At 71.3% G+C, this 24,968-nt stretch carries 14 protein-coding genes and 2 tRNA genes; 12 read left to right on the plus strand and 4 right to left on the minus strand.

All coding sequences use genetic code 11. The features are described from left to right. Positions 1-169: 169 nt before the first annotated feature. From BMY74_RS07750 to BMY74_RS07760, 3 genes are all read left to right on the plus strand, one after another. A complete protein-coding gene (locus tag BMY74_RS07750) occupies positions 170-1,186 on the plus strand; it encodes a LacI family DNA-binding transcriptional regulator (RefSeq protein WP_089911807.1) in 1,017 nt (338 codons plus the stop codon). A gap of 147 nt (positions 1,187-1,333) precedes the next feature. Beyond that, positions 1,334-2,209, plus strand: coding sequence for a hypothetical protein (locus BMY74_RS44875; protein ID WP_089911810.1), 876 nt, complete (start codon positions 1,334-1,336; stop codon positions 2,207-2,209). After that, a complete protein-coding gene (locus tag BMY74_RS07760) occupies positions 2,206-2,904 on the plus strand; it encodes an aminoglycoside 3'-phosphotransferase (RefSeq protein WP_089911813.1) in 699 nt (232 codons plus the stop codon). The genes BMY74_RS44875 and BMY74_RS07760 overlap by 4 nt, the downstream gene beginning before the upstream one ends. A gap of 27 nt (positions 2,905-2,931) precedes the next feature. On the opposite strand, the gene BMY74_RS07765 is transcribed toward BMY74_RS07760, so the two are convergent. Together BMY74_RS07765 and BMY74_RS07770 are read right to left on the minus strand one after the other, a co-directional pair. After that, the gene (locus tag BMY74_RS07765; RefSeq protein WP_089911816.1) at positions 2,932-3,672 is read right to left on the minus strand and encodes a DUF1684 domain-containing protein; all 741 of its coding nucleotides are present in this window, start codon (positions 3,670-3,672) and stop codon (positions 2,932-2,934) included. After that, on the minus strand, positions 3,669-4,643 hold the full coding sequence (locus tag BMY74_RS07770; protein WP_089911819.1) for an ArsR/SmtB family transcription factor: 975 nt from the start codon (positions 4,641-4,643) through the stop codon (positions 3,669-3,671). The genes BMY74_RS07765 and BMY74_RS07770 overlap by 4 nt, the downstream gene beginning before the upstream one ends. A 70-nt stretch (positions 4,644-4,713) precedes the next feature. On the opposite strand from BMY74_RS07770, the gene BMY74_RS46950 reads away from it, so the two are divergent. Then, a complete protein-coding gene (locus BMY74_RS46950) occupies positions 4,714-5,433 on the plus strand; it encodes an inositol monophosphatase family protein (protein ID WP_425434822.1) in 720 nt (239 codons plus the stop codon). Here BMY74_RS46950 and BMY74_RS44880 read toward each other — a convergent pair. Both BMY74_RS44880 and BMY74_RS07780 read right to left on the minus strand, forming a co-directional pair. Then, positions 5,390-5,461 (minus strand) — tRNA-Ile (locus tag BMY74_RS44880). The genes BMY74_RS46950 and BMY74_RS44880 overlap by 44 nt on opposite strands. An 80-nt stretch (positions 5,462-5,541) precedes the next feature. Beyond that, positions 5,542-5,614: transfer RNA gene (locus tag BMY74_RS07780), tRNA-Gln, on the minus strand. Positions 5,615-5,916: 302 nt separating this feature from the next. Here BMY74_RS07780 and BMY74_RS07785 point away from each other — a divergent pair. The 8 genes from BMY74_RS07785 (at position 5,917) to BMY74_RS07820 (ending at position 24,896) form a co-directional block, all read left to right on the plus strand. Beyond that, positions 5,917-7,458 (plus strand): glycoside hydrolase family 13 protein, encoded by a 1,542-nt coding sequence (locus BMY74_RS07785; RefSeq protein WP_089912623.1) that lies wholly within the window; start codon positions 5,917-5,919, stop codon positions 7,456-7,458. Positions 7,459-7,546: 88 nt separating this feature from the next. Further along, complete coding sequence (locus BMY74_RS07790; protein WP_177229623.1) at positions 7,547-11,206, plus strand: DUF4132 domain-containing protein; 3,660 nt, start codon at positions 7,547-7,549, stop codon at positions 11,204-11,206. A 73-nt stretch (positions 11,207-11,279) separates the two neighbouring features. Continuing rightward, on the plus strand, positions 11,280-14,993 hold the full coding sequence (locus BMY74_RS07795; protein ID WP_089911829.1) for a DUF4132 domain-containing protein: 3,714 nt from the start codon (positions 11,280-11,282) through the stop codon (positions 14,991-14,993). An 82-nt stretch (positions 14,994-15,075) separates the two neighbouring features. Beyond that, positions 15,076-18,720, plus strand: coding sequence for a DUF4132 domain-containing protein (locus tag BMY74_RS07800; RefSeq protein ID WP_177229624.1), 3,645 nt, complete (start codon positions 15,076-15,078; stop codon positions 18,718-18,720). Continuing rightward, entirely contained in the window at positions 18,717-19,787 is a 1,071-nt protein-coding gene (locus BMY74_RS07805) for an ATP-binding protein (protein ID WP_218159550.1), read from the plus strand. Before BMY74_RS07800 ends, BMY74_RS07805 begins: the two co-directional genes overlap by 4 nt. Beyond that, positions 19,745-21,991: a DUF5682 family protein gene (locus BMY74_RS07810; RefSeq protein WP_245785966.1), complete on the plus strand. Its 2,247-nt coding sequence runs from the start codon at positions 19,745-19,747 to the stop codon at positions 21,989-21,991. The genes BMY74_RS07805 and BMY74_RS07810 overlap by 43 nt, the downstream gene beginning before the upstream one ends. Beyond that, positions 21,988-23,094: a VWA domain-containing protein gene (locus BMY74_RS07815; RefSeq protein WP_089911838.1), complete on the plus strand. Its 1,107-nt coding sequence runs from the start codon at positions 21,988-21,990 to the stop codon at positions 23,092-23,094. Before BMY74_RS07810 ends, BMY74_RS07815 begins: the two co-directional genes overlap by 4 nt. Then, the gene (locus BMY74_RS07820) at positions 23,091-24,896 is read left to right on the plus strand and encodes a hypothetical protein (protein ID WP_089911841.1); all 1,806 of its coding nucleotides are present in this window, start codon (positions 23,091-23,093) and stop codon (positions 24,894-24,896) included. Before BMY74_RS07815 ends, BMY74_RS07820 begins: the two co-directional genes overlap by 4 nt. The last annotated feature ends 72 nt before the right edge of the window (positions 24,897-24,968 follow it).

The following is a 24,968-nucleotide window of genomic DNA, read 5'->3' on the forward strand; positions in this document are numbered from 1 at the left end:
AGCCGATACCGCACTGACCCTCCTCGGGGGGCATGGTGCCAGAACTCGGCGGTGCTGTGCGGAATTTGTGCGGACGATCTTGGAAACTCGGCTCACGCCGCTGTGAAGAGGGGGAACGAAGATGGCCCTGAGCAGATCGTGGTCCGGCCAGGCAGCCTAGGATGACCGCATGACCGAGACGGCGAAGCGACGTCCCGGCCCCCGGATCGAAGAGGTCGCGCGGGTCGCCGGGGTGTCGAAGTCGACCGTCTCGCGCGTCATCAACGACGAGCAGTACGTCAGTGCGAAGGCCCGGGAGGCCGTGCACGCCGCCATCGCCGAGCTGGGGTACTCCCCCAACCAGGCCGCGCGCGCACTCGCCGGCAACCGGGCCAACGCCATCGCCCTGGTGGTCTCGGAGCCGACCGGCCGCGTGCTGTCCGACCCGTTCTTCGCGGGCGTCCTGCGAGGCGTCCACTCCGAGCTCGCCGGCCGCCACATGCAGCTGCTGCTGATGATGAGCCAGCCCTCCGACACCGACGACCTGGTGGCGTACCTGAGCAGCGGCCACGTGGACGGCGCGCTGCTGGTGAGCCTGCACGGCGAGGACCCGCTGGTGCCGATGCTCGCGGACCTCGGCCTGCCGGTGGTCTCCGGCGGCCGTCCCCTCGGCGCCACGGTCCCGTTCGTGGACGCCGACAACTTCACCGGCGCCCTGGAGGCCGCGCGGCACCTGGCGTCACTGGGCCGCAAGCGCATCGCGACCGTGGCGGGCCCCAAGGACATGGCCGTGGGCGCGGACAGGCTCAGCGGCTTCAAGCGGGGCCTCGGCGAGGCCAAGCTCCCCTCGACCCTGGTGGCCCACGGCGACTTCACGCCGGAGAGCGGTGCGCGGGCCATGGAGTCGTTGCTGCGCAAGGCCCCCGACCTCGACGCGGTGTTCGTCGCCGCGGACATCATGGCGCTCGGCGCGTTGCAGGTGCTGCACGCACAAGGCCGTCGAGTGCCCGAGGACGTCGCCGTCGTCGGGTTCGACGACTCGGTGTTCGCCTCGACCGCCACGCCGCCGCTCACGACGATCCGGCAGGACGTCGAGGAGCTCGGGCGCACGATGACGTGGCGGCTGCTCGCGGAACTGGCGGGCGAGGCGGGGCTGCCGCCGTCGCTGCTGCTGCCCACGTCTCTCGTCGTGCGTTCGAGCGCCTGAAAGACCTTCATCGGTGAGCTTCCGCCATCCGTGACGGGCAGGCCTTCGTTTTCACTCGTTCGGCACAACCTCGAGGCACTGTCGGTAACACCTCATGCGGCTTCTCGATGGTGAGCGCGTAAGCACTCACCCGAGGGAGTTGCGACAGTGATCGAGAACTCGGCGGCCGGTCTCGTGATGGTCCCCGGCGAGGTGACGGTGACCGTCACCGGCGAGCAGCACCACCAGGACGTGCTGTCGCGCTACGCGGTTCCGGACGGCGTGACGCGCCACGTCGCCGTGAATCTGACGTGGTGCGCGATCGCCTCGGGCAAGTACCGGGGCCACCGCGGCATCGAGGTGCGGCTCGACGGGTACCGCGTCGGCGAGCTGACTTTCCTGATGTCGCAACGGTATGCGCCCGTGCTGATGCACGTGGAGTCCGGCGGCGGGGCGACCGGGTGCACGGCGTTCGTCCAGCGCGGGAGCAACGGGCTGCTGCAGATCTTCCTGCGGATGCCGCGCGAGATCCCCCGCGGTGCGGTCGTGCCCGTCATGCCGGCGCGCAGGTCGTGGGTGGCGCCGGTGGCGATCAGCGCCGCGGCCCTGCTCGGGTTCTTCTTCGTGATCGGCGTCATCGGCTCGGCGGTCGACGGGAACAAGGCGGCGGGGCTTTCCACCACCACCGCTGCTCCTGCTACGACAACGACGACGACCGTGGCACCGCCGACCAGCACCACGACGACGACCACTTCCACCACGACAACGACTACGACCACCACCACTGCGCCTGCGGCCGTCGCGCAGCCCAAGCCGCAACCCCAGCCGCAGCCGAACCCCCAGCCCCAGCCGCAACCGCAGCCCGCCCCGAAGCCCCAGCCGCAGTGCGACCCGAACTACAGTGGTTGCGTGCCGATCGCGTCGGACGTGGACTGCGCGGGCGGTTCCGGCAACGGGCCGGCGTACGTGGCCGGCCCCGTCCGCGTCATCGGCACGGACATCTACGGGCTCGACAGCGACAAGGACGGCACGGCCTGCGAATGAGGATTCCCGAGGACGTGCTGCGCGCTGCCGGCCCGGTGACCGGGTGGTCCGACGACCACGAGGGCCTGTCCGGCGACGTGTGGCACGTCGGTTCCAGCTACGTGAAGCGCTCGGGCGCCGACGAGCACGCCCGGTTGCTGTGGCTGGGTGAGCACTTCGAGGTGCCGGAGGTCCAGGTGTTCGCCGACGGCTGGCTCGTGCTGGCCGACGTCGGCGCGCCCTCGCTGGCCAAGGCAGACCCCGTGCTCGCGGGAACCGTCATGGGCGAGGTGCTGCGGGCGTTGCACTCGGTGCCGGTCACCTCGTGCCCTCACGACGCCAGGGTCGCGGTCGTCGTCGAACAGGCGCGGCACAACGTCGAAGCCGGTCTCGTGGACCCGGACGACTTCGACGACGACAACCTCGGCGCCACGCCGCAGGAGTTGCTGGAGCGCCTGGTCGCCACCGCGCCCGAGACCGAGGACCTGGTGGTGGCACACGGGGACTTCTGCCCGTCGAACGTGTTGCTGCGCCCCGACGGCTCGACCGTGCTGATCGACGTGGCGCGGCTCGGCGTGTCCGACCGGCACCGCGACCTGGCGCTGGTGCACCGCGAACTGAGCGGGGAAGCCGCAGACGCGTTCGACCGCGCCTACGGCCTCACCCCCCGCCCGTCGACGCTCGCCTGGTACCGGCTGCTCGACGAGTTCTTCTAGAGCGCGGATCGGACTTCGACCCACGCCCTAACCGCGCTCGTACGGCGTCTTCTCCCCCGCCTCCACGGCGAACGCCAGGTGGTTGCCCGCGGGCGGCAGCGGGCACGTGGCGAAGTCGGTGAACGCGCACGGCAGGTTCGTCGCGCGGTTGAAGTCGAGGACGACCTTGCCGTCTCGCGGGGTGGCGGCGATCTGCCGGTTGGCCGCGTAGGTCGTGACACCGCTGGTCTCGTCGGTGAACAGGATGCTCAGCCCGCCGTTGCGCCCGTTGAACGCCGTCAGCGCGTGCTCGGTGCCATTGAACTTGAACCGCACACGGCCCGGTGCCTCGTACACGTGACTGAGCCCCTCGACCACCGCACCGACCGTCGTGGGGACGGGCGCGTCGAACGGCTCGTACTCGCCCTCCAGCACCCACGTCTCCTGAGGGTCGTACGCCGGAACACCCTTGAAGTCCTGCAACACGGGCGCCTTCGGGTCGTGCACGCGGATCAGGTAGCCGCCGCGCCGGGCGACCTCGATCTCCACGTCGCCCGCCACGACGCGTTCGCCGCCGCCGCTCTGCACGAGCTCGAACCGCTTGGTCTCGCCGTCGTTGCGCCAGTAGGCCGCGTCGTCGTCTTGCCACCACTCGCCCGGTAGGCCCTCATAGGTGCGTGGGGCCGTCTCGAGCCAGTCGAGCGAGACCAGCGCCAGCCACCCGTACGGGTCGGCCAGGTTCGTCTCGCGCTCCGTCTTCCAGGTCTGCCAGTCCTCAGCGAAGCTCATGTCCTTGCGAACAACGGCTCGGCGGCCTCGCTTCCCCGTTCCACCTTGTGGGAAATGAGCGCATCGCCGAGTTCCGTGCGCGCGTAGACGACGCTCCGGCCGTGGCGTTGCGAGGTCAGAAGCCCAGCGTCACGCAACGCACGCAGGTGCTGGTTCACCGCCGAGGTCGTGACGCCCGTACGTCGTGCGATGTCGGTGGACGACCGCGGTTGTGCCAGCTCGGCCAGCAGGTCCGCCCGCACCTGGCCGAGGACACCGGCGAGCGCCTCCGGCCCGCGGCAGCGTCCGGTCTCCCACACCGTTCCGGCGCCACGGGCGGAATAGATCAGCAACGGCGGAGCACCGGGATCGACCGGCACGGCCGTGCGTCGCGCGAACACGCTGGGCACGAGCGTGAGGCCGTGTCCGCCGGCCTCGACCCGCCGCGGCGGCGCCCCCGCGATGCGCACCTGGACCACGGGGCTCTTGAAGGTGATCCGTTCGGAGATCCCCGAGAGCATCACCGCGAGGCCGTGCTGGGCCATCGCGCGGCCGCGGTGGGCGATGTCGGCTTCGAGCACCGCGCGCATCCGGTCCCACTGCCCGGACAGAGCCGTGTGCCAGTAGGACTCCAGCGCGCCGAGCACCCGGTGGCGGTCGCGCAGCACGTCCGGCACGCCTCCGAACAACGCCCGGAAGTCACGTCGCATGGTGCGGGTTGAGGTCTCGCGCAACGCCGCGAACTCGTCCTCGATCCTCGTGAACGGCGTCGTCGGGCGGGGGCTCAGGAAGTCCGGCGTCCAGCCGCGTCCGGTCGACAGCGCCAGCAGGACCTCGGCGTCGACATCGCGGATTCCGCGCGCCCACGGCAGGTGCAGCGGGTACTTGGCAGGGTTCTTCAGCACGCGCAGGCTGAGCGTCAGTTCGTTCAGGGGCGACACGGCGAACCGCACGTCCACCATGTCGGACTCGCCGAGCACGAACTCGATCATGTAGCACAACGCTACATCAGTTACACCCGAAGGACACCTGGCGCGAAGCTTCGCGACCATGTGGACCGACATGTGCCTCGCGCTGCGGATCGCCCGCCGGGCAGCTGAACTGGTGCTCTCCGCAGGCACTCCCGACGTGTGGCTGAAGGAGGACGGCAGCCCGGTCACGTCGATCGATCTCGAGGTCGAGGACCTGGTGCGCCGCCTGCTCGCGGAGGCGGTGCCCGACGACGGTGTCGTGGGTGAGGAACGCGCCGAACACCGGGGAACCTCCGGTCGCCGGTGGCTGGTCGACCCGATCAGCGGCACCGCCGACTTCGTCGCCGGACGGCCGACGTACTCGGTGGACCTGGCCTTGGAGAAGGCGCTGGCCGTCTCCGTCATGCCGTCGCTGGACATCACGATGGCGGCCGGACGGGGCATCGGCTGCCGCGTTTTCCGTGCCGGAGAGGAAGAAGTCGCTCGTGTGTCCTCAACGGACGTAGTCGAAGGTGCGCGCGTGTGCCTACACGGCAAGAGGAAACCCATTCTGGAGCGCTGCGCCGTCGTGGACGGGGCGACGTCCGTGCTGGACCTGATCACCGGCCGGGTGGACGCGGTGATCGCGGCGGGCGCGGGCCTCGACGAGTTCGACCTGGCGTGCCTGCCGGTGCTCGTGGAGGAGGCGGGCGGCCGCGTGACGGTGGTCGAGGACGACGTCGTGCTGGCCACCAACGGTGTCCTGCACGACGCCTTCCTCTCCCTGCTGGTCGCGCGTCCTGGTGTCGAACCAGGCACCCCGGGCTCATGAGGCCTGGGTGATCGCCGGATCCCGCGCGCTGGAGTGACCGACCGGACTCGCACCGGCTTCGACCAGGACCACAACCTGGTGCCTCGACTGCTTCGGCTTCGGTCACGGCTGCCCGTCGAGGGTTCGAACCTCGATCTCCGCGTTCAGAGCGCGGTGTCCGTGCCAGTTGGACCAACGGGCATCAAAAAAGCCGCCTCGTCGCTGTGTGCGACGGGACGGCTCCCCGGGACATGAGGGTCAGCTCATGCCGAGGAGCACCAGACGTGCTGATGGCGCATGTGTTGCATCACGGCTGGCTCCCTTCCTCCGGTTCGTCGAGAACCACTCTGACGGACGGCGTGGCGGGCTTGCAACGCATTTTCAGTGATCGCAAAAGTTTGCAGACTTGATTTGATTCCTCCAGGAATCCTCAAGCCGACTTGCGGAAAACTTTTGCAACGTCTTTCCTGGACCGCTGACACACCTCACCCGGAAGGCATGGACATGTCCCAGGACTGGTGGCGCCACGCCGTCATCTACCAGGTCTACGTGCGCAGCTTCGCCGACTCGAACGGCGACGGCGTCGGCGACCTGCCCGGCATCCGCTCACGCCTGCCCTACCTGCGCGACCTCGGCGTGGACGCGGTCTGGATCACGCCCTTCTACGCGTCACCGATGGCCGACGGCGGCTACGACGTGGCCGACTACCGCGCCGTCGACCCGCATTTCGGCGGGTTGGACGACGTGCGCGCGTTGGTGGACGACGCACACACGCTCGGTATCCGGGTGATCGTCGACATCGTGCCGAACCACAGCTCCGACCAGCACGCGTGGTTCCAGGAGGCGCTGGCCGGTCGCAACCGCGAGCGGTACATGTTCCGCGAGGGCGTCGGCGACCAGCCGCCGAACGACTGGGAGTCGGTCTTCGGCGGGCCCGCGTGGACACGGGTGGCCGACGGGTCCTGGTACCTGCACCTGTTCGCGCCGGAGCAGCCGGACCTCAACTGGGAACTGCCGGAGGTGCGCGCGGAGTTCCGCGACGTGCTGCGGTTCTGGCTGGACCTCGGCGTCGACGGCTTCCGCGTCGACGTGGCGCACGGCATGGTCAAGGCGCCGGGTCTGCCCGACATCGGGCACGCCGACCAGCTCAAGCTGCTGGGCACGGAGCCGTTGCCGTTCTTCGACCAGGACGGTGTGCACGACATCCACCGCGAGTGGCGTGAGGTCATCGACTCGTACGAGGGCGACCGTGTGCTCGTGGCGGAGGCATGGACGCCTTCAGCCGAACGGACGGCCATGTACCTGCGTCCCGACGAGATGCACCAGGCGTTCAACTTCCACTACCTGACAGCGGAGTGGAACTTCGACGCGTTGCGCTCGGTCATCGACTCGTCGCTGGCCGCGGTCGAACCCGTTGGCGCGCCTACGACCTGGGTGCTCTCGAACCACGACGTGCAACGGCACGTGACGCGCTACGGCGGCGGCGAGACCGGTGTGCGCCGTGCGCGCGCAGCACTGGCGTTGATGCTCGCACTGCCGGGCTCGGTGTACCTGTACCAGGGCGAGGAGCTCGGCCTGCCCGAGGTGCTGGACCTGCCCGACGAGGTGCTGCAGGACCCGATGTGGGAGCGCTCGGGCCACACCGAACGAGGCCGCGACGGCTGCCGCGTTCCGTTGCCCTGGAAGGCGTCCGGCCCGTCACTGGGCTTCGGCACCGGCGGCTCGTGGCTGCCGCAGCCCGCCGACTGGGCGAAGCTCAGCGTGGAGACGCAAGCGGGCGACCAGGACTCGATGCTGTCGTTCTACCGCAACGCTTTGCGCACACGCCGCGAGAACCCGGCCCTCGGCACGACCGTCACGTGGATCGACGGCCCTGCCGACGTGCTGTGGTTCGAACGCGACGGCATCGCCTGCGCCGTGAACCTGTCCGAAGCGGTCGTCGAACTGCCCGACCCCGGCTCCGTCCTGCTGGCCTCGTCCTACTACGGGGTCCGCGACGGCCTGCTGCTCCTCCCACCCGACACCGCGCTGTGGTGGAAGCCGTGACCAGCGAATTCACGTGATCGACTAAAACTGTCAGACCCCCTGGGTACCGTCCGTGGACATCAGCTCCAGGTCGGACTCAGGGGGTTTCGTGACAGGCAGGTGGGAGCTCGTCTCCGGCAACTCGGCCAAGTTCTGGGAGATCACCCGGAGCAGCACCGCGGTGACCGTCCGCTTCGGACGGCTGGGCGCGGCCGGGCAGACCCAGACGAAGGAGCTGCCGTCCGAGGCCGCCGCGCAGGCGCACGTCGCGAAGCTCGTGGCGGAGAAGGAGAAGAAGGGCTACCGCAGCGTGGCCGCTGCGGCAGCCGCACCTCCTGCCGGCACCGGTCAGATCACGCCTCCCGCCGACGCCCCACCGGCGCACCCTCTCGCTGGGACTTGCCCGACCGGCTCTCCCGCGGGAACCTCCGTCGACACGTCCGCTGCCACCACGTCCGCCGCCGCACCTCCCACCCCCGCGTCTCCCGCCGCCGCACCTACCACCCCCGCGTCTCCCGCCGCCGCATCTCCCTCCCCCGCGTCTCCCGCCGCCGCACCTACCACCCCTGCGTCTCCCGCCGTCGCATCCCCCACCCCCACCTTCGCCGAGGACACCTGGGTCATGCCCGCCGCGTGGCTCGCCCAGGCGATGCCCCGACGCGACGCGCGGCCCCTGCCCGCCTTCACACCCGACCAGGCGATGGCGCGGAAGGTCCGCGACCACATCGCCGCTGGCGCCGCGAAGATCTCCGAGGCCCTCACCTCACCGGACCACGACCCCGAACTGCTGCGAGCGCTGCGCCACCACGTCGAGGGCCGCCCCGACCCGCTGGGCGCCGCGACGCTCGTGAAGCTCGTCGGCTTCGACCACGAGATCTCGCCCGTGCACTGGTGGCTCGAGGACTTCGGCCTCCCGTTCGCCGCCACGGCGGCCATCCACCACGCGACGATCTACGACAGCCGCGGCCGGCTGCTGATCAACCTGCCACGCCACAGCCCGGAACACAGCGCCGAGAGCCGCGTGCTGATCGACATCCGCACCGCGCTGGCGGTGGCCGACGAGGCGACCTACGACGCGACCGTCACCGAGTTGGAGAAGGTCGGCACGAACTGGTTCGGCCAGGTCGCGCGGGCGTTCCTCGTCCCGACGCGCCACGACTGGTTCGAGGAGGCGAACCAGTCGTCGAGCTCGTACTGGATGGTGCACAGCTCGGCGAGCACCCCCGACCACCTGAGCCGGCTGCAGTACGGCCACCTGATCTGGTCGGAGACCGCCGTGTACACGGCGCTACACCTGCTCGGCCCCGCCCTCGCCCCCGTGCTCGAGGCCGAACTGCGCGCGAAGGCCGAGTGGGGCGGGGAGCACCGCAGGCTGGCGCTCGACGTGCTGGCGGCCCTGCCGACCGACGAGGCGTTCCTGATGCTGCTCAACCGCCTGCAGGAGCGGTACGTCCGGCCCGCGCTGGCCGCCGCGATGGAGGCGTTCCCCGCTCGTGCGCTGCGCCTGATGACGCCTCGCGCGGCGAACGACGCGGACGTCCGCAACCTGCTGCGCGCCCACCTCGTCAAACACCCCGGCCTGCCCGTCGCGGACGAGCTCGCCGCGCTGGTCGAGGTGAGTCCCGAAGCGCCGGTCGAGGCTCTTCCGCCGATCCTGGCCGAACCACCGTGGACGCGCCGCCGCCCGCAGGCGAAGCCCGTTGTGCTGCACGGTCTTCCGGTTCCCGACGCCCATCTCACGTGGTCGCCGGGTGAGCGTGAGGAGTGGTCGGCGGTCACGGGCTGGTGGTCGCGGCAGACCGGCGACTGGGAGTCGATGGCGGAGGCGATCCGCACCGGCAAGGGCTCCCGCTACGACCACAGGCTGTTCGAGGCCGGTCCGGAGGAGATCGCCCGGCCGTTGCTCGCCGTCTGGACGCCGAACGACACCTGGAACAGCGAAAGCTGGGGCAAGCGGATCGCGGCGCGGTTCGGCATCGACGCGCTCCCGGTGATGCTGAGGCTGGCGGCGAGCAACCCGCACGTGTCCGGCGTCGTGCTGCTCCCCTACGCCACGCCCGAGGTCGCCGCGCTGATGGCGGACTGGTTCGTGCGCCTCAAGACCGCGCGCGCGTTCGCGCTCTCCTGGCTCGCCCGTCACCGCGAGGCCGCCGCCCGCCTCCTGCTGCCGGTCGCGCTGGGTGCGGCGGGCACGGCGCGCCGCAACGCCGAGTTCGCCCTGCGCCACCTCCACCTGGAGATCGGTGTCGACGTCATCGCCCTCGCCTCCACTCCCGAGGCGGGAGCGGCGATCCGCACGCTGATCGAGGTCGACCCGCTCGACGTCCTGCCCGCGAAGCTGCCGTCGATCGGCGGCTGGGCCGATCTCAGGCTGCTGCCCCAGGTGCTGCTCGCCAACGGCGCCGGCGCGTTGCCCGCGGACGCCGCGAAGAGCCTCCTGACGACGGTCGCGCTGTCCAAACAGGACGCCGTCTACCCCGGCCTGCCGCTCGCCGTCGAGGCGTGCGACCGCGCGTCGCTGGCCGAGTTCGCCTGGGCCCTCTTCGGCCTCTGGCAGGACGCGGGCACCCCGTCCAAGGACGGCTGGGTCCTCACCGCGCTGGGCTGGTTCGGCGACGACGAGACGGCGCGCCGCCTCGCCCCGCTGATCCGCGCGTGGCCGGGCGAGAGCCAGCACGCCCGCGCGGTGGCGGGCCTCGACGTGCTCGCCCAGATCGGCAGCGAGGTCGCGCTGATGAACCTGAACAGCATCGCGGAGAGGGTGAAGTTCAAGGGCCTCAAGGCGAAGGCGCAGGAGAAGGTGACCGAAATCGCCGCCGCGCTGGGCCTGAGCCGCGACCAGCTGTCCGACCGCCTCGTCCCCCGCCTGGGCCTCGACGAGGCCGCCAGCCTCGTCATCGACTACGGCCCGCGCCAGTTCACGGTCGGCTTCGACGAACAGCTCAAGCCCTACGTCCTCGACGCGGAAGGCAAGCGCCGCAAGGACCTCCCGAAACCAGGTGCCCGCGACGACCAGGAGCTCGCCCCGGCGGAGCACAAGCGGTTCGCGACGTTGAAGAAGGACGTCCGCGCCATCGCCTCCGACCAGATCCACCGCCTGGAACGCTCGATGGTCGACCAGCGCACCTGGACCACGGCGGAGTTCCACGCGGTCCTGGCCGCCCACCCCCTGCTGTGGCACCTGGTCCGCCGCCTGGTGTGGATCACCGACACCGGCCTGACCTTCCGCCTGGCAGAAGACCGCACCCTCGCGGACGCCTCCGACGACGAGGTCAGCCTGCCCGAGAACGCGGTCGTCCGCGTGGCCCACCCGATCGACCTGGCGGACACCCTCCCGGCCTGGGGCGAGGTGTTCGCGGACTACGAGATCCTCCAGCCCTTCCCGCAACTGGGCCGCCCCACTCACGCCTTCGCGCCGGGCGACACCATTCCCCAGCTCGCGAAGTACCTCAACAGGAACGTGCCGGTCGGCAAGGTCCTCGGCCTCACGAAGCGGGGCTGGGCACGCTGCCAGCCCCAGGACAACGGCGTGGAGCCGTGGATGACCCGCTCACTGCCCTCCGGCGGCGCCCTGGTCGCCTCGCTCGACCCGGGCATCATCGTCGGGATGGTCGACTTGGAGCCGGAGATGCAGTTCAGCGCGCTCTGGTTCGACCCGGACGGCGCAGGCGCCTGGAGCCCGCCCAGGAACGGCACGCCGACCACCTTCGAAGTGGACGCCATCACCGCCTCGGAACTCCTCTCGGAACTCGAGTCACTCCACGCCTGACATCGGGAACGGCCGGCCCACGGCCGGCGTCAGACCGGCTCGGCAACACCAACGGATCAACAGGGAGCAGCAAGTGCGCAGGTGGGAGCTCGTCTCGGGCAGCGCGGCGAAGTTCTGGGAGATCGGCAGGGACGGCACCGCCGTCACCGTCCGCTTCGGACGCCTCGACACGAACGGCCAGACCCAGACCAAGGAGCTGGCCACCGCCGAGGCAGCCGCAGCACACGTCGCGAAGCTCGTGGCCGAGAAGGAGAAGAAGGGCTACCGCGCCGTGACGCCGACACCGGCAACGGAAACGGCGCAAGCCACCTCCCAGCAGCCTGCCACCAACGCAGGCTCGGCCACCGACCTCACCACCGCGGGCAGCTCAGCCACCCAACTCGCCGCGACCACAGGCTCGGCCGCCCACCTCACCACCACCGCCAGCAACTCGGCCACCGGCCCCGCCTCCGCCAGCAGCTCAGCCACCCGCCCCGCCTCCAGCCACTCAGCTCCCCACACCGCCACCAACCCCGCTGCGACCTCCACCCCCAGCCCCGCCGCCGCCTCCACCCCCTCCTCCCCCCAACAGCCCCTCCCCACCGACGAAGACACCTGGACCATGCCCAAGGCGTGGCTGCGCGACGTGGTCCGCCAACGCGGCTTCCACCCCGCCCCGGAGTTCGCCGTAGACCCCACCCTCGCCGAAGAAGCCCGCCGCCGAGCGGGCAAGCAACAAGCCACCACCGTCGAACGGGTCCTGTCCGAACCGGCCTCCGACCGCGACCTGGTCGAGGCGACGCGCGACCACCTCGCCGGCCGCCCGAACCCCACGGGCGCGGCGGCGGTGGCGGCCATCATCGGCTGCGGCGAGCAGTCGGTGCACGCCTGGATCGCCGACCACGGCGTGGCCTTCGCGACGGAGGCCGCGGTCGAGTTCACCATGCTGGCCTCCGCACCCGAGTGGCTCCCGCAGCAGCGCGAGTACGGCAACGAGCGCCTGACGACCCGCGGCGGCCACCTCCGCCTCACCTTCGACAACGTCGAGGGCAAGATGCTCAGGTCCGTCCGCTACGCGCTCGCCACCGCGGACGACAGCGAGCGGGCCGAGGCCGCGGCGTTCCTCGAAAGGCTCGGCGAGCTGGACGACCCCAACGCGCAGATGGTGCGCACCTTCCTGATGCCGGAGCGCGCCGACTGGTTCCAGGAGGCCTGCGCCGCACCGCATTCGAACAGCCGCTGGTGGGTCGTCCCGTGCAGCGCGAGCACGCTCGAGGAGTTCGAGCTGGCGCAGACCAGGGTGACCAACAGCAGCACCATCCTGCACACCGCGCTCTACGTGCTCGGCCCCGCGATCGCGCCGTTGCTCGCCGCGGCGCTCGACCACAAGCACCAGCTCGCCGATCGCCGCAAGACGGTGCTGAAAGTGCTCGCGGCGCTGCCCACCGACGAGGCGTTCACGATCGCGCTCGACCGGATCGACGAGAAGTACGTGCGGCCGACGGTGCTGTCCATGATGGCGGCGTTCCCGGCGCGCGCGGCCCGGCTCCTCGGCGAACGCTCGAGTCGCAACGCCGCTCTCCACCAGCTGCTCAGCGTGCACCTGAAGACGTACCCGCACCTCGAGGCACCCGAGGGGTTCGTCGACGTCGAGTCCGAAGCCGTGCCGGAGGCGCCGGCTGAGGCCCTGCCGGCGGTGCTGGCGTCGCCGCCGTGGACCAAGCGCAAGAAGCCCGTGAAGCCCGTGGTGGTGCCGGACCTGCCGGTACCCGGCCCGTCGCTCGTGTGGCTGCCGGGTGAACGGGAGGCGTGGTTGAAGGACGGTCACTGGGACACCCACGCCTACAAGACCTGGGAGCACTGGCTGGCGGAGTTCAAGGCCGGCCGGATCGGCTACCGGATGGCGGACCTGCTCATCGGCGCGCCCGAGGAGAAGGTGCGGCACCTGCTGGCCGACTGGGAGCCGCGGCTCGGCTGGAGCGCCGAGTCGGCGGGCAAGCGGCTGGCCGCGAAGTTCGGCTTCGACGCGTTGCCCCCGCTGCTGCGCATCGTGGAGCGGACGTCGGCGGCCGCGGTGGTCGTCCTGCCGTTCGCGACGCCCGAGGTGGCCACGCTGATGGCCGACTGGCTCGTGCGGCTCAAGCAGGTCCGCAAGACGGCGATGGCCTGGCTGGCCCGGCACCGGGACACCGCCGCACGCCTGCTCGTCCCCGCCGCCCTGGGCAAGCCCGGTGCCGAGCGCCGCAACGCCGAGGCCGCGCTCCGCCACCTGCACGCCCTGGGAGTGGACGTGGTGGCCGTCGCACCGACTCAGGCCGCGGCCGAAGCCCTGGCGTCGTTCCTGGCCGTCGACCCGGTCGACGTGCTGCCCGCCAAGCTGCCCGTGATCGGCGAGTGGGCGGACACCCGGCTGCTGCCCCAGGTCCTGCTGCGCGACCGCAGGCAGGCGCTGTCCCCGGAGGCCGCGCGGAACCTGCTGATGACGGCCGCGCTGTCCAAGCCGGGCGATGTCTACGCCGGGCTTCCGATCGCCCGCGACGTGCTCGACAGGGACTCCCTGGCCGAGTTCGCGTGGGCCGTCTTCCAGCGCTGGCAGGAGATCGGCGCGCCGTCGAAGGAGGGCTGGGCGCTCACCGCCCTCGGCTGGCTCGGCGACGACTCGACGGTCCGCGCGCTGGCGCCGTTGATCCGGGTCTGGCCGGGAGAGAGCCAGCACGCGAGGGCGGTGACGGGCCTCGACGTGCTCGCCGACATCGGCACCGAGGTCGCCCTGTCCCACCTCAACAGCATCGCCGAGAAGGTGAAGTTCAAGGGCCTCAAGACGAAGGCCCAGGAGAAGGTCGCCCAGATCGCCGAGGAACTGGGCCTGTCCCGCGACCAGCTGGCCGACCGGCTGGTGCCGCGCCTCGGCCTCGACGACGCCGCGAGCCTCGTCATCGACTACGGCCCCCGGCAGTTCACCGTCGGCTTCGACGAACAGCTCAAGCCCTACGTCCTCGACCCGGACGGCAAGCGCCGCAAGGACCTCCCCAAGGCCGGTGCGAAGGACGACCAGGACAAGGCACCGCTGGAGCACAAGCGTTTCGCGGCACTGAAGAAGGACGTTCGCGCCGTGGCGTCGGACCAGATCCACCGCCTGGAACGCGCCATGGTCGACCAGCGCACCTGGACCGCGGCCGAGTTCCACACGGTCCTGGCCGGCCACCCGCTGCTCTGGCACATCGTCCGCCGCCTGGTCTGGATCACGGACGAAGGCCTCTCCTTCCGCCTCGCGGAAGACCGCACGCTCGCCGACTCCGGCGACGACGAGTTCACGCTCCCCGAGGACGCCACCGTCCGCGTCGCGCACCCGGTCGACCTCCGCGACGAGCTCGAAGCCTGGGGCGAGGTCTTCGCCGACTACGAGATCCTCCAGCCCTTCCCGCAGCTCGGCCGCCCTCTGCACCTGGTGTCCCAGAACGAGGACCTGCTGCCCCACCTCAAGAAGTACTGCGACGTCGACCACCCCGTCGGCAAGATCCTCAGCCTCACCAAGAAGGGCTGGATCCGCGGCGAGCCCCAGGACGGCGGCGTGGAGTGCTGGATCACCCGCCCGCTGCCGTCCGGCGGTGCCCTCGTCGCCTCGCTCGACCCCGGCATCGCGGTGGGCGCCATCGACGTCTTCCCGGAGCTCAAGTTCACCGAGCTCTGGTTCTCCGCCGACGGCCACGGCTACTGGTCCTCCCAGCGCAACGCCTCCGGCACCCTCACCACCGACGCCATCACGGCCTCGGAGATCCTGTCCGAACTGGAGTCACTGCACCAGTAGCGGCACCTCTCAGAAATTGTCAGACCCCCTGAGTAACGTCCGTGGACATCAACTCCCTTGTGTGGCCCCAGGAGGTAAAGCAGTGCGCAGGTGGGAACTCGTCGCGGACGGCTCCGCGAAGTTCTGGGAGATCGGGCAGGACGGCGCCTCGGTGACCGTCCGGTTCGGACGGCTGGGCACCGCCGGCCAGACCCAGACCAAGGAGCTGGCCTCCGCCGAGGCAGCCGACGCGCACGTCGCGAAGCTCGTGGCGGAGAAGGAGAAGAAGGGCTACAGACCGGAGGGCGCGGCGCAGCCTTTAGCGGCGTCGGCCACCAGCGCGGCCCAGCCCTCAGCGACGTCAGCCACCAGCACCGCGCCACAGCACACGGCGGCACCAGCCACCAACGAGCCTTCCACCATCGCGCAGCAGCCCTCGGCGGCACCACCCGTGGGCACCCGCCCCGCCACCGCCCCCGGCACGACCGCCCCCGCAGCCACCACCCCCGCGACCCCGGCCCCCGTCCTCGACGAGGACACCTGGGTCATGCCCAAGGCGTGGCTGCGCGACGTCGTCCGCCAGCGCGGCTTCAGCCCGGCCCCCGAGTTCACCCTCGAACCCGCCAAGGCCGACCAGGCACGCCACCTCATCACCGACCAGGCCGAAACCATCGAACGCGCCCTCTCGGTCAAGGGCTCGCACGAGGACCTGGTCGACGCGGCCCGCGAGCACCTGGCCGGCAAGCCGAACACCCTGGGCGCGGCGGCGCTCGCGGCCATCACCAAGCCGGGTGTACCTGCCGTGCACGCCTGGATCGCGGACCACGGCCTCGCGTTCGCCACGACGGCCGTGGTCGAGCTCATGGGCGTCACGTTCTCCGAGCAGTGGAACGACAAGCGCGGCAGGTGGACCAACGTCTGCCTGCAGTACGAGCGCGGCGGCTTCCAGACGTCGCACACCGAACCGCTGGGCCAGATGCTCACGGCCGTCCGGTACGCGATCGCCACCGCGGCCGCCGAGGAGCGCGCCCAGGCCGAGGCCGCGCTGGAAGAGCTCGCAGGGTCGAAGACCGAGAAGGAGCTGCGCGCGTACCTGCTGCCGGAGCGGGCCGATTGGTTCGCCTCGCTCTGTCAGCAGCAGTACACGCCGAGCCGGTGGTGGATGCTGCCGAGCATTGCCCGCACGAAGGAGGACTTCGAGAAGGCGGATCTGTCGCTCACGAACTACGCGTTCCTGATGTACACGGCCGTGTACGTGCTGGGGCCGGGCGTCGCGCCGTTGCTCGCGGCGGAACTCGACGGCGACGCCTACTACCAGAGCGCGGAGGGGCGCAAGCGGGCGTTGAAGGTGCTCGCCGCGTTGCCGACCGACGAGGCGTTCACGATCACGCTGGACCGCCTCGACGCGAAGTACGTGCGGCCGGCCGTGTTGTCGGCGATGGCGGCGTTCCCGAAGCGGGCCGCGCGGCTGCTGGCGCACCGGGCGGCGTCCAGTGCCGAGGCGCTCAAGCTGCTCCAGGCGCACCTGCTGTCGCACCCCGAGCTGGCGGTCCCGGACGACGTCGCCGAGCTCATCTCCGAGTCCGGTCCGGCCGTGCTGCCGGAGGCGGGCGCGGACCAGCTGCCCGCGTTGCTGGTCGCGCCGCCGTGGCTGCACCGCAAGAAGCCGGTGAAGCCCGTGGTGCTGGCGGACCTCCCGTCGCCGGAGCCGACGATGGCCTGGCATCCGGGTGAGCGCGAAGAGTGGCTCGGGTGTGGCGCGGAGTGGCGGCAAGACCACCACGACTGGCGCAAGCTCCTCGGGGACTACCTCGCCGGCACGATCGGCTACTACGACAACGACCTGTTCCTGCTCGCGCCCGACGACGAGGTGCGGCACCTGCTGGCGGACTGGAAGCCCAACTACAGCTACGGCGTCGAGGAGTGGGGCAAGAACCTGGCGGCCCGCTTCGGCCTCGACGCCGCACCGGCGCTCGCGCGGCACGTCCAGTCGTCACCGGCGGGGACGGGGATGGTGCTGCTGCCGTTCGCCACGCCCGAGGTGGCCACGCAGATGGCCGACTGGTTCTCCCGCACCAAGCAGGCGCGGCGCTGGGCCCTCGACTGGATGGGCCGGCACCGCGAGCAGGCCGCGCGCCTGCTCGTCCCCGCGGCGTCGGGCAAGGCGGGCATCCCCCGGCGCAACGCCGAGACGGCGTTGCGGTATCTGCACAACAACCTCGGTGTCGACGTGGCGGCCGTCGCCGCGGAGTGCGGTGCCGGGGCCGCGATCGACGTGGTGCTGTCGGTCGACCCGGTCGACGTGCTGCCCGCGAAGCTGCCGGTGATCGGCGAGTGGGCCGACACGCGGCTGTTGCCGCAGGTGTCGCTGGCCGACCGCAGGCACGCGCTGCCGGCCGAGGCCGCGGGCAACCTGCTGATGACGGCGGCGCTGTCCAAGCCCGGTGAGCTCTACGCGGGCCTGCCGATCGTGCGCGAGGCCCTCGACCGCGATTCGCTGGCGGCGTTCGCCTGGGCGGTGTTCCAGGCGTGGGAGCAGGCGGGCTCGCCGTCGAAGGAGAGCTGGGCGCTGAGCGCGCTCGGCTGGTTCGGCGACGACTCGACGGTGCGCGCGCTGTCCCCGCTGATCCGCAGGTGGCCGGGCGAGAGCCAGCACGCGCGGGCGGTCAGCGGGCTCGACGTCCTCGCCGAGATCGGCAGCGAGGTCGCGCTGTCCCACCTCAACAGCATCGCGGAGAAGGTGCCGTTCAAGGGGCTCAAGACCAGGGCCCAGGAGAAGGTCGCCCAGATCGCGGCGGAACTCGGCCTCTCCCGCGACCAGCTGTCGGACCGGCTGGTCCCGCGCCTCGGACTGGACGACGCCGCGACGCTGGTCATCGACTACGGCCAGCGGCAGTTCACCGTGGGCTTCGACGAGCAGCTCAAGCCGTTCGTGCTCGACCCGGACGGCAAGCGCCGCAAGGACCTCCCGAAGCCCGGCGCGAAGGACGACCAGGACAAGGCACCGTTGGAGCACAAGCGGTTCACCGCGCTGAAGAAAGACGTCCGCACCATCGCGGCCGACCAGATCCAGCGGCTCGAACGCGCCATGGTCGACCAGCGCACGTGGAGCGCCGAGGAGTTCCTGACGGTGCTCGTCGACCACCCGCTGCTGTGGCACCTGGTCCGCCGGCTGGTGTGGATCACCGACGAGGGCACGTCCTTCCGCCTGGCCGAGGACCGCACGCTGGCGAACGTGGACGACGACGAGTTCACGCTGCCGGAGAACGCGGTCGTGCGCGTGGCGCACGCGGTCGACCTGAAGGCCGAGGCGTCGGCGTGGGGCGAGATCTTCGCCGACTACGAGATCCTCCAGCCGTTCCCGCAGACCGGCCGCCCGTACCACCTGCTGGAGTCCGGCGAGGACCTGCTGCCCCAGCTCAAGAAGTTCTGCGCCACCCCGTACCCCATCGGCAAGATCCTCGGCCTGACCAAGAAGGGCTGGGTGCGCGGCGCCCCGCAGGACGCGGGCGTCGAGTGCTGGATCACCCGGCCGTTCCCCGGTGGCGGCGCGCTCGTCGCCTCGCTCGAACCCGGCATCGCGGTGGGTGCGATAGACGTCTTCCCCGAAGTCGGTTTCAGCGACATGTGGTTCTCCCCCAACGGTCACGGCACGTGGTCCGCTCCGAAGGACGCGCCCGACAGTCACCCCATCGACCCGATCACGCTCTCCGAGCTCTTCACCGAACTGGAGTCCCTCCGGTCATGACCAGCACCCAGACGATGCAGCGCCCTCCCGCCGAGGTCCGCTTCGCCGACGAGCTCGCCCGCCTGCGCGACACCGACACGGCGCCCAAACCGCCGGGCTGGGCGCTGAGCCTCGCCGCCGCGCGGAAGTTCGTGGTGGGCGACGAAAAGACGGGCATCACCAAGAAGTTCGTGGGCGACCCGTCCCTCGTCGACAGGGCGCTGGTGACGCTCGCGACGAGCCGAGGCCTGATGCTCGTCGGGGAGCCCGGCACGGCGAAGTCGCTGCTGTCCGAGCTGATCGCGGCGGCGGTGTGCGGCGAGTCGACGCTGACGATCCAGGGCGGCGCGGCCACGACCGAGGACCAGATCAAGTACTCGTGGAACTACGCGCTGCTGGTCGCGGAGGGTCCGTCGCCGCGCTCGCTCGTGCCCGCGCCGATGCTGCGCGGCATGGCCGAGGGCAAGGTCGTGCGGTTCGAGGAGATCACCCGCTGCCCGCTGGAGGTCCAGGACTGCATGCTGTCGATGCTGTCGGACCGCGTGATGGCGATCGGTGAGCTGCACGGCCCGGACGGCATGGTGTTCGCGCAGGACGGCTTCAACGTGATCGCCACGGCGAACACGCGGGACAGGGGCGTCAACGAGATGAGCGCCGCGCTCAAGCGCCGCTTCAACTTCGAGACGGTCTTCCCCATCGCGGACTTCGACACCGAGCTCGCGCTGGTCGAGCAGGAGGCCGCGAAGCTGCTGGAGAAGTCGGGTGTCGAGCTCGCGCCGCGGCGGGACGTGCTGGAGGTGCTCGTGCGCACGTTCCGCGACCTGCGCGAGGGCACCGACAGGCTCACCACGGTGATGAGCACGGCGGAGGCGGTGTCGGTCGCGCACGCCGTCGGGCTGCGGGGCTGGTTCCTGCGCGGTGAGGTCGGTTCGGCCGCGGACGTCGTGGAGTGCCTGGCGGGCACGGCGGCGAAGGACAACGCGGAGGACCTGGCACGGCTGCGGCGGTACCTGGAGCAGCACGCGTCGCGGCGCAAGGGCAAGCAGTGGCAGGAGCTGCACCGCGCCCGTCACCTGCTTCCCGGCTGATGGGGGCGGTGTTCGTCGGCGTCCGCCACCACAGCCCCGCCTGTGCCCGGCTGGTCGCCGCCACGATCGAGGAGCAGCAGCCCGCGTACGTGCTCGTCGAGGGTCCCGCCGACTTCAACGAGCGCATCGACGAGCTGCTGCTCGGGCACGAGCTGCCCATCGCGCTGTTCAGCTACTCCGACCAGCACGCGTCGTGGTCGCCGTTCTGCGACTACTCGCCGGAGTGGGTGGCGATCACCGAGGCGCGGCGCGTCGGTGCCGAGGTCAGGTTCATCGACCTGCCCGCGTGGCACGAGGCGTTCCGGGACGTGAGCAACCGGTACGCGGACGCGGAGCTGCGCTACACCGAGGTGGTCGACCGGCTGTGCAAGGAGTTCTCGGTCGACAACGTCGACGTGCTGTGGGACCACCTCTTCGAGTGCGAGACCGACCCGGTGGGCATGGCCGAGTACTTCGACCTGCTGCGCGGCACGGCGACCGCGGACGAGGGCGACTCGGCGCGCGAGGAGTACATGGCGCGCTGGGTGCGGGCCGCGGTGGCCGACGCGGGTGAGAGGCCCGTCGTGGTGATCACCGGTGGCTTCCACACCGCCGCGCTCAAGGGGAAGCTCGACGGCGGCACGGAGTGGCCGGAGGTGCCGGAACGCGAACGAGGCGCGAGCTACCTCGTGCCGTACTCGCACGCGCGGCTGGACGCGTTCACCGGCTACCAGTCGGGCATGCCGTCACCCGGCTACTACCAGCAGGTCTGGGAGAACGGCCCGCAGCGCGCGGCCGACTGGCTGGTCGAGTCGGTGGCCACGCGGCTGCGCAGGCGGCAGCAGCCGGTGTCGACGGCCGACCTCATCGCCGCGCACACCCAGGCCGGGGCGCTGGCCCGGTTGCGCGGTCACGAGAACCCGGCGCGCACGGACGTGCTCGACGGGCTGACCAGCGCGTTGATCTCCGAGGACCTGACGCAGCCGCCGCCGTGGACGCGGCGTGGCACGCTGCAGCCCGGCGCGCACCCGGCCCTGGTCGAGATGCTCGGGGCGTTGCGGGGCGGCAAGGTCGGCAGGCTGCACCCCGGCACTCCGGCACCGCCGCTGGTCAACGCCGTGCTGGAGCTGTTGCGGACGCACGGCCTCGACCAGGAGGGCAAGGTCTCGCTCGACCTCACCGACCCGCGGGCGTTGGAGCGCAGCAGGGTCCTGCACCGCCTGCGGGTGCTGCGGATCCCCGGCTTCGAGCGCACGAGCGGCCCGTCCGAGGGGGCCCAGCCGCGCCTGGACGAGCAGTGGACGCTGCGGCCGGTCGAGGAGCGGCTCGCGGCGTTGATCGAGGCCGCCGAGAACGGCGCCACGCTGGAGGAAGCGGCCGGGGTGGCCCTGGAACGCCGGTCCCGGCACGCCCAGCTCGACGAACTGGGCGGGATCCTGTTCGACGCGGTCCTGTGCGGGATCTCGGCGTTGTCCGGCAGGGTCAAGAAGTCGCTCAACGAGGGCGTGCAGGCGACGGGCGACCTGGCGGCGCTGGGCACCGTCCTGAGCGGCGTGCTCGGCCTGTGGCGGCACGACAGGGTGTTCGGCACCAGGAAGGACCCGCTGCTCGGCTCGGTGATCGACGCGGGCACGGCGCGGGTGCTGTGGCTCGTCGAGGGCCTGCACGGCGGCCCGGCTCCGGCCGATCCGAACCGGCTCAAGGCGATGGCGGCGACCAGGGACGCCGTGCTGCACGCGAAGTCCGCGCTGTCATTGGACGTCGTGGACGTCACGGGCGTGGCGACACGGGTGAGCAACGACGTGCAGGCGCCACCGGACCTGCGCGGCGCGGCGCTCGGTCTCGCCTGGGCACTGGGTTCTCAGCCGGACGTGCGCAAGGTCCGCACCATCGAGGCGCTCGGCGACTGGCTCGCCGGGTTGTTCGCGGTGGCGCGGGAGGAGGTGCTGGCGAGCCCGGACCTCGTGGGCGTGCTGGACGAGCTGGTCAGCGCGATGGACTCCGACGAGTTCCTGGTGGCGCTGCCCGCGTTGCGGCTCGCGTTCAGCTACTTCCCGCCCAGGGAGAGGGAGACGATCGCGGCCACCGTGCTCGCCCACCGCGGTGTCGAGGGCGGCGCGGCGAAGAACATCACCCGGCTCACCGCCGACCCGGTGTCCGTGGCGGAGGCGATGGCGATCGAGAAGCGCGTGGACGCGTTGCTGGTGAAGGGCGGCCTGGCATGACGGACCTGGAACGCTGGCGGCTCATCCTCGGTGAACCGGCGTCGCGCTGCACCGGAGGCCTGCAGAGCGACGCGGCTCGCAGGGACGCGGCGCTGGAGTGGCTCTACGGACGTGATCCGGAGCTGGCCGAACGCGGCGTGCGCAAGAGCGGCGGCAACGAGGACTCGGTGCTGCAGACCGTCGACTGGCTGGACGAGGTCCACACCCTCTTCCCGAGGGAGACGATCGAACGGCTGGAACGCGACGCCGTCGAGCGCTACGAGATCACCGACATCGTCACCGATCCGGATGTGCTGCAACGGATCGAGCCGAATCCGGCACTGCTGCGCGCGGTGCTGCGAACCAAGCACCTGATGAACCCGGCCGTGCTCGCGATGGCGCGCAAGATCGTCGAGGCGGTCGTGAGGCAGTTGATGGAGAAGCTGAAGACGGAGGTGCGCACGGCGTTCAGCGGCACGAAGTCGCGGCGGCCGAGCATCCACAAGAACTCCCGCAACTTCGACTTCCGCTCCACGATCAGGGCGAACCTCCAGCGCTACCAACCCGAGGAGCGCAAGCTCGCGATCGAGCACCCGAAGTTCGTCTCCCGCTCCAAGCGGCATCTGGAGCAGTGGCAGGTCGTCCTGCTCGTGGACCAGTCGGGGTCGATGACCAGCTCGGTGATCCACTCGGCCGTCACGGCGGCCTGCCTGTGGGGCCTGCCGGGGTTGCGGACGCACCTCGTCGCGTTCGACACCAACGTGGTCGACCTGACCTCGGACGTGACGGACCCTGTCGAGCTGCTGATGAAGGTGCAGCTCGGCGGCGGCACGGACATCGCCAGGGCCGTGGCGTACGGCGCGGAGCTCGTGGACAGCCCGCGCCGGTCGATCGTGGCGATCATCAGCGACTTCTACGAGGGCGGCAGCGAGGAGCGCCTGGTCCGCACGGTCAAGGGCCTGTGCGAGCAGGGCACCCACGTGCTGTGCCTCGCGGCGCTCGACGACGAGGCGAACCCGGACTACGACAGGGCTCTGGGCCAGCGCCTCGCGAACGTCGGCGCCCACGTCGGCGCCATGACCCCGGGCCAGCTCGCGGAATTCGTTGCGGAGAAACTCAGGTGACCAGACCCGACCTGCTGGCACTCACCCCGGACGCGCTCGCGGCGCTCGCCAACCGCGGTCTGGTGAAACGTGCCGTCAAGGAGCTCGACGCGGGCGTCGTCCCGGCGCTCGACACCGATCCGGCCGGTGCCGTCCAGGGCAAGTTCCCGGACGGCACCACGACGACGCTGCCACCGGGCACGGCGCTCGAGGCGGCGCGGTGCAGCTGTGGCGCGACGGGCGTGTGCCGGCACCGCATCGCCGTGGTGCTGGCCTACCAGCGCACCCAGGAGACGAGCGCCCCCGCCGAGCTGTGGTCGCCGGGCACCGTCACGGACGACGACCTGGTGGCGTTGATGGGGGAACGCACGCTGCGCCGCGCCCGCAGGGCGTTCCAGGCCGGCTACCGCGCGAAGCTCCGCCGCCCGACCGCGCAGGACCAGACGGCGCAGGCGGAACTGCCGACCTGCACGGTCACGTTCCTCGTGCCCGGCGACCTGTCCTACGTCCACACCGACGCGGTCAACAAGGACGAGGCGACGGCGCTCGCCGTGTGGGCGTTCCGCGAGGCCGACGCCCAGGGCACCGACACGGTCGACGTCGGCGGTTCTCCCACCACGGCAACGGATCTGACCGCCGTCACCGACCTGCTCGACCAGCTCCTGCTCGACGGCGCCACGAACGCGAGCGAGGTGCTCGACGTCGCCTGGCAGCGCCTGCACCGCGACCTGACCGCGCAACGCCTGCACTGGCCCGCCGCCGTGATCACCGACCTGCTCGCGCAACTCTCCGCGTACCGCGGCCGCAGCGCGGACTACGAGGCGGAGCGGTTCGCAGCCCTCCTCACCGAACTGCACGCCCGCACCACGGCCACGGGCCCGCGTGCGGAGGTCCTCGGCCCAGACGAGCCCGCCGAGACACCCCTGAAGCGGGTCAGGCTCACCGCCCTGGGCGCCCGCCTGCGCGCGGAGAACGCGGTGGACGTCTACTTCGCCTCGGGCGACGTGGTCCTGGTGCAGCGAGACACCCCCGTGCGCACCGGCCACCGCTTGGCGGCGTCGAACGTCGTCTCCGAATCGGCGACCCGCAGCGCGAGCCGGGCCGTCACCCTGAAGACGAGCAGGGTCGCCAAGACCTCGCTCACCCCGGTGGGCACGGCCTGGGACCACCTGCCACAGGCCCTGGTCGTCACCGACTACGACGCGGCCGCCGCCCACCTGGCCGGCCTGCCCCCACGCCAGGTCCGCGCGAGGGTGGAGGCAGAACTGGTCCGCGCACTCCGGGTGGCCGAGGTGACCGACCTCGCCTACGACCCGGCCGCACAACGCCTCACCGCCACCCTCCACGCCCCCAACGGCACAACGTGCCTGCTGGAGGCCACTCACAGAGCCGTCGCCCCGCAGTCCCTGGACGCGCTGACAGTGGCACTGCGGGCGAATACGACGACGATCACCGGCAGCATCCGCCGCCACCGGGGCACGTTGGTCGTCGACCCGCTGGCGGTCCACACCGCGGCGGGCGTCGTCGTGCCGGACATGGCGACGGACACGACACCCCAACCGCTGATGCCGGGCACGACGCAGTCCGACCCGCTGAGCGCGACGGTGGACAGCGCGCTCACGGTGCTGGCCGAGGCCGCCCACCGGGGGCTGGACCACCTGACGGACAGCCTGCTGGCCCGTGTGCGGGAGGTCGGCACGCACCTGCACACCGCGGGCCTGCGCACGGCGGCGGCTCAGGTGACGGCGTTCGCCGACGGCCCGGGGGCGGCGACGTGGCTGGCCGCGCACCTGAGGCTGCTGGTGACGGCCGACGCGCGCTGAGGACGTGCTGGGGGCGGGTGCGTGCGCGTGCAGGGCGTGGGAGTGTGCTGAGGTGCGGGGGGAAGCACGGCC

The organism is Lentzea albida, from assembly GCF_900111005.1.
Taxonomy (GTDB): Bacteria; Actinomycetota; Actinomycetes; order Mycobacteriales; family Pseudonocardiaceae; genus Lentzea; species Lentzea albida.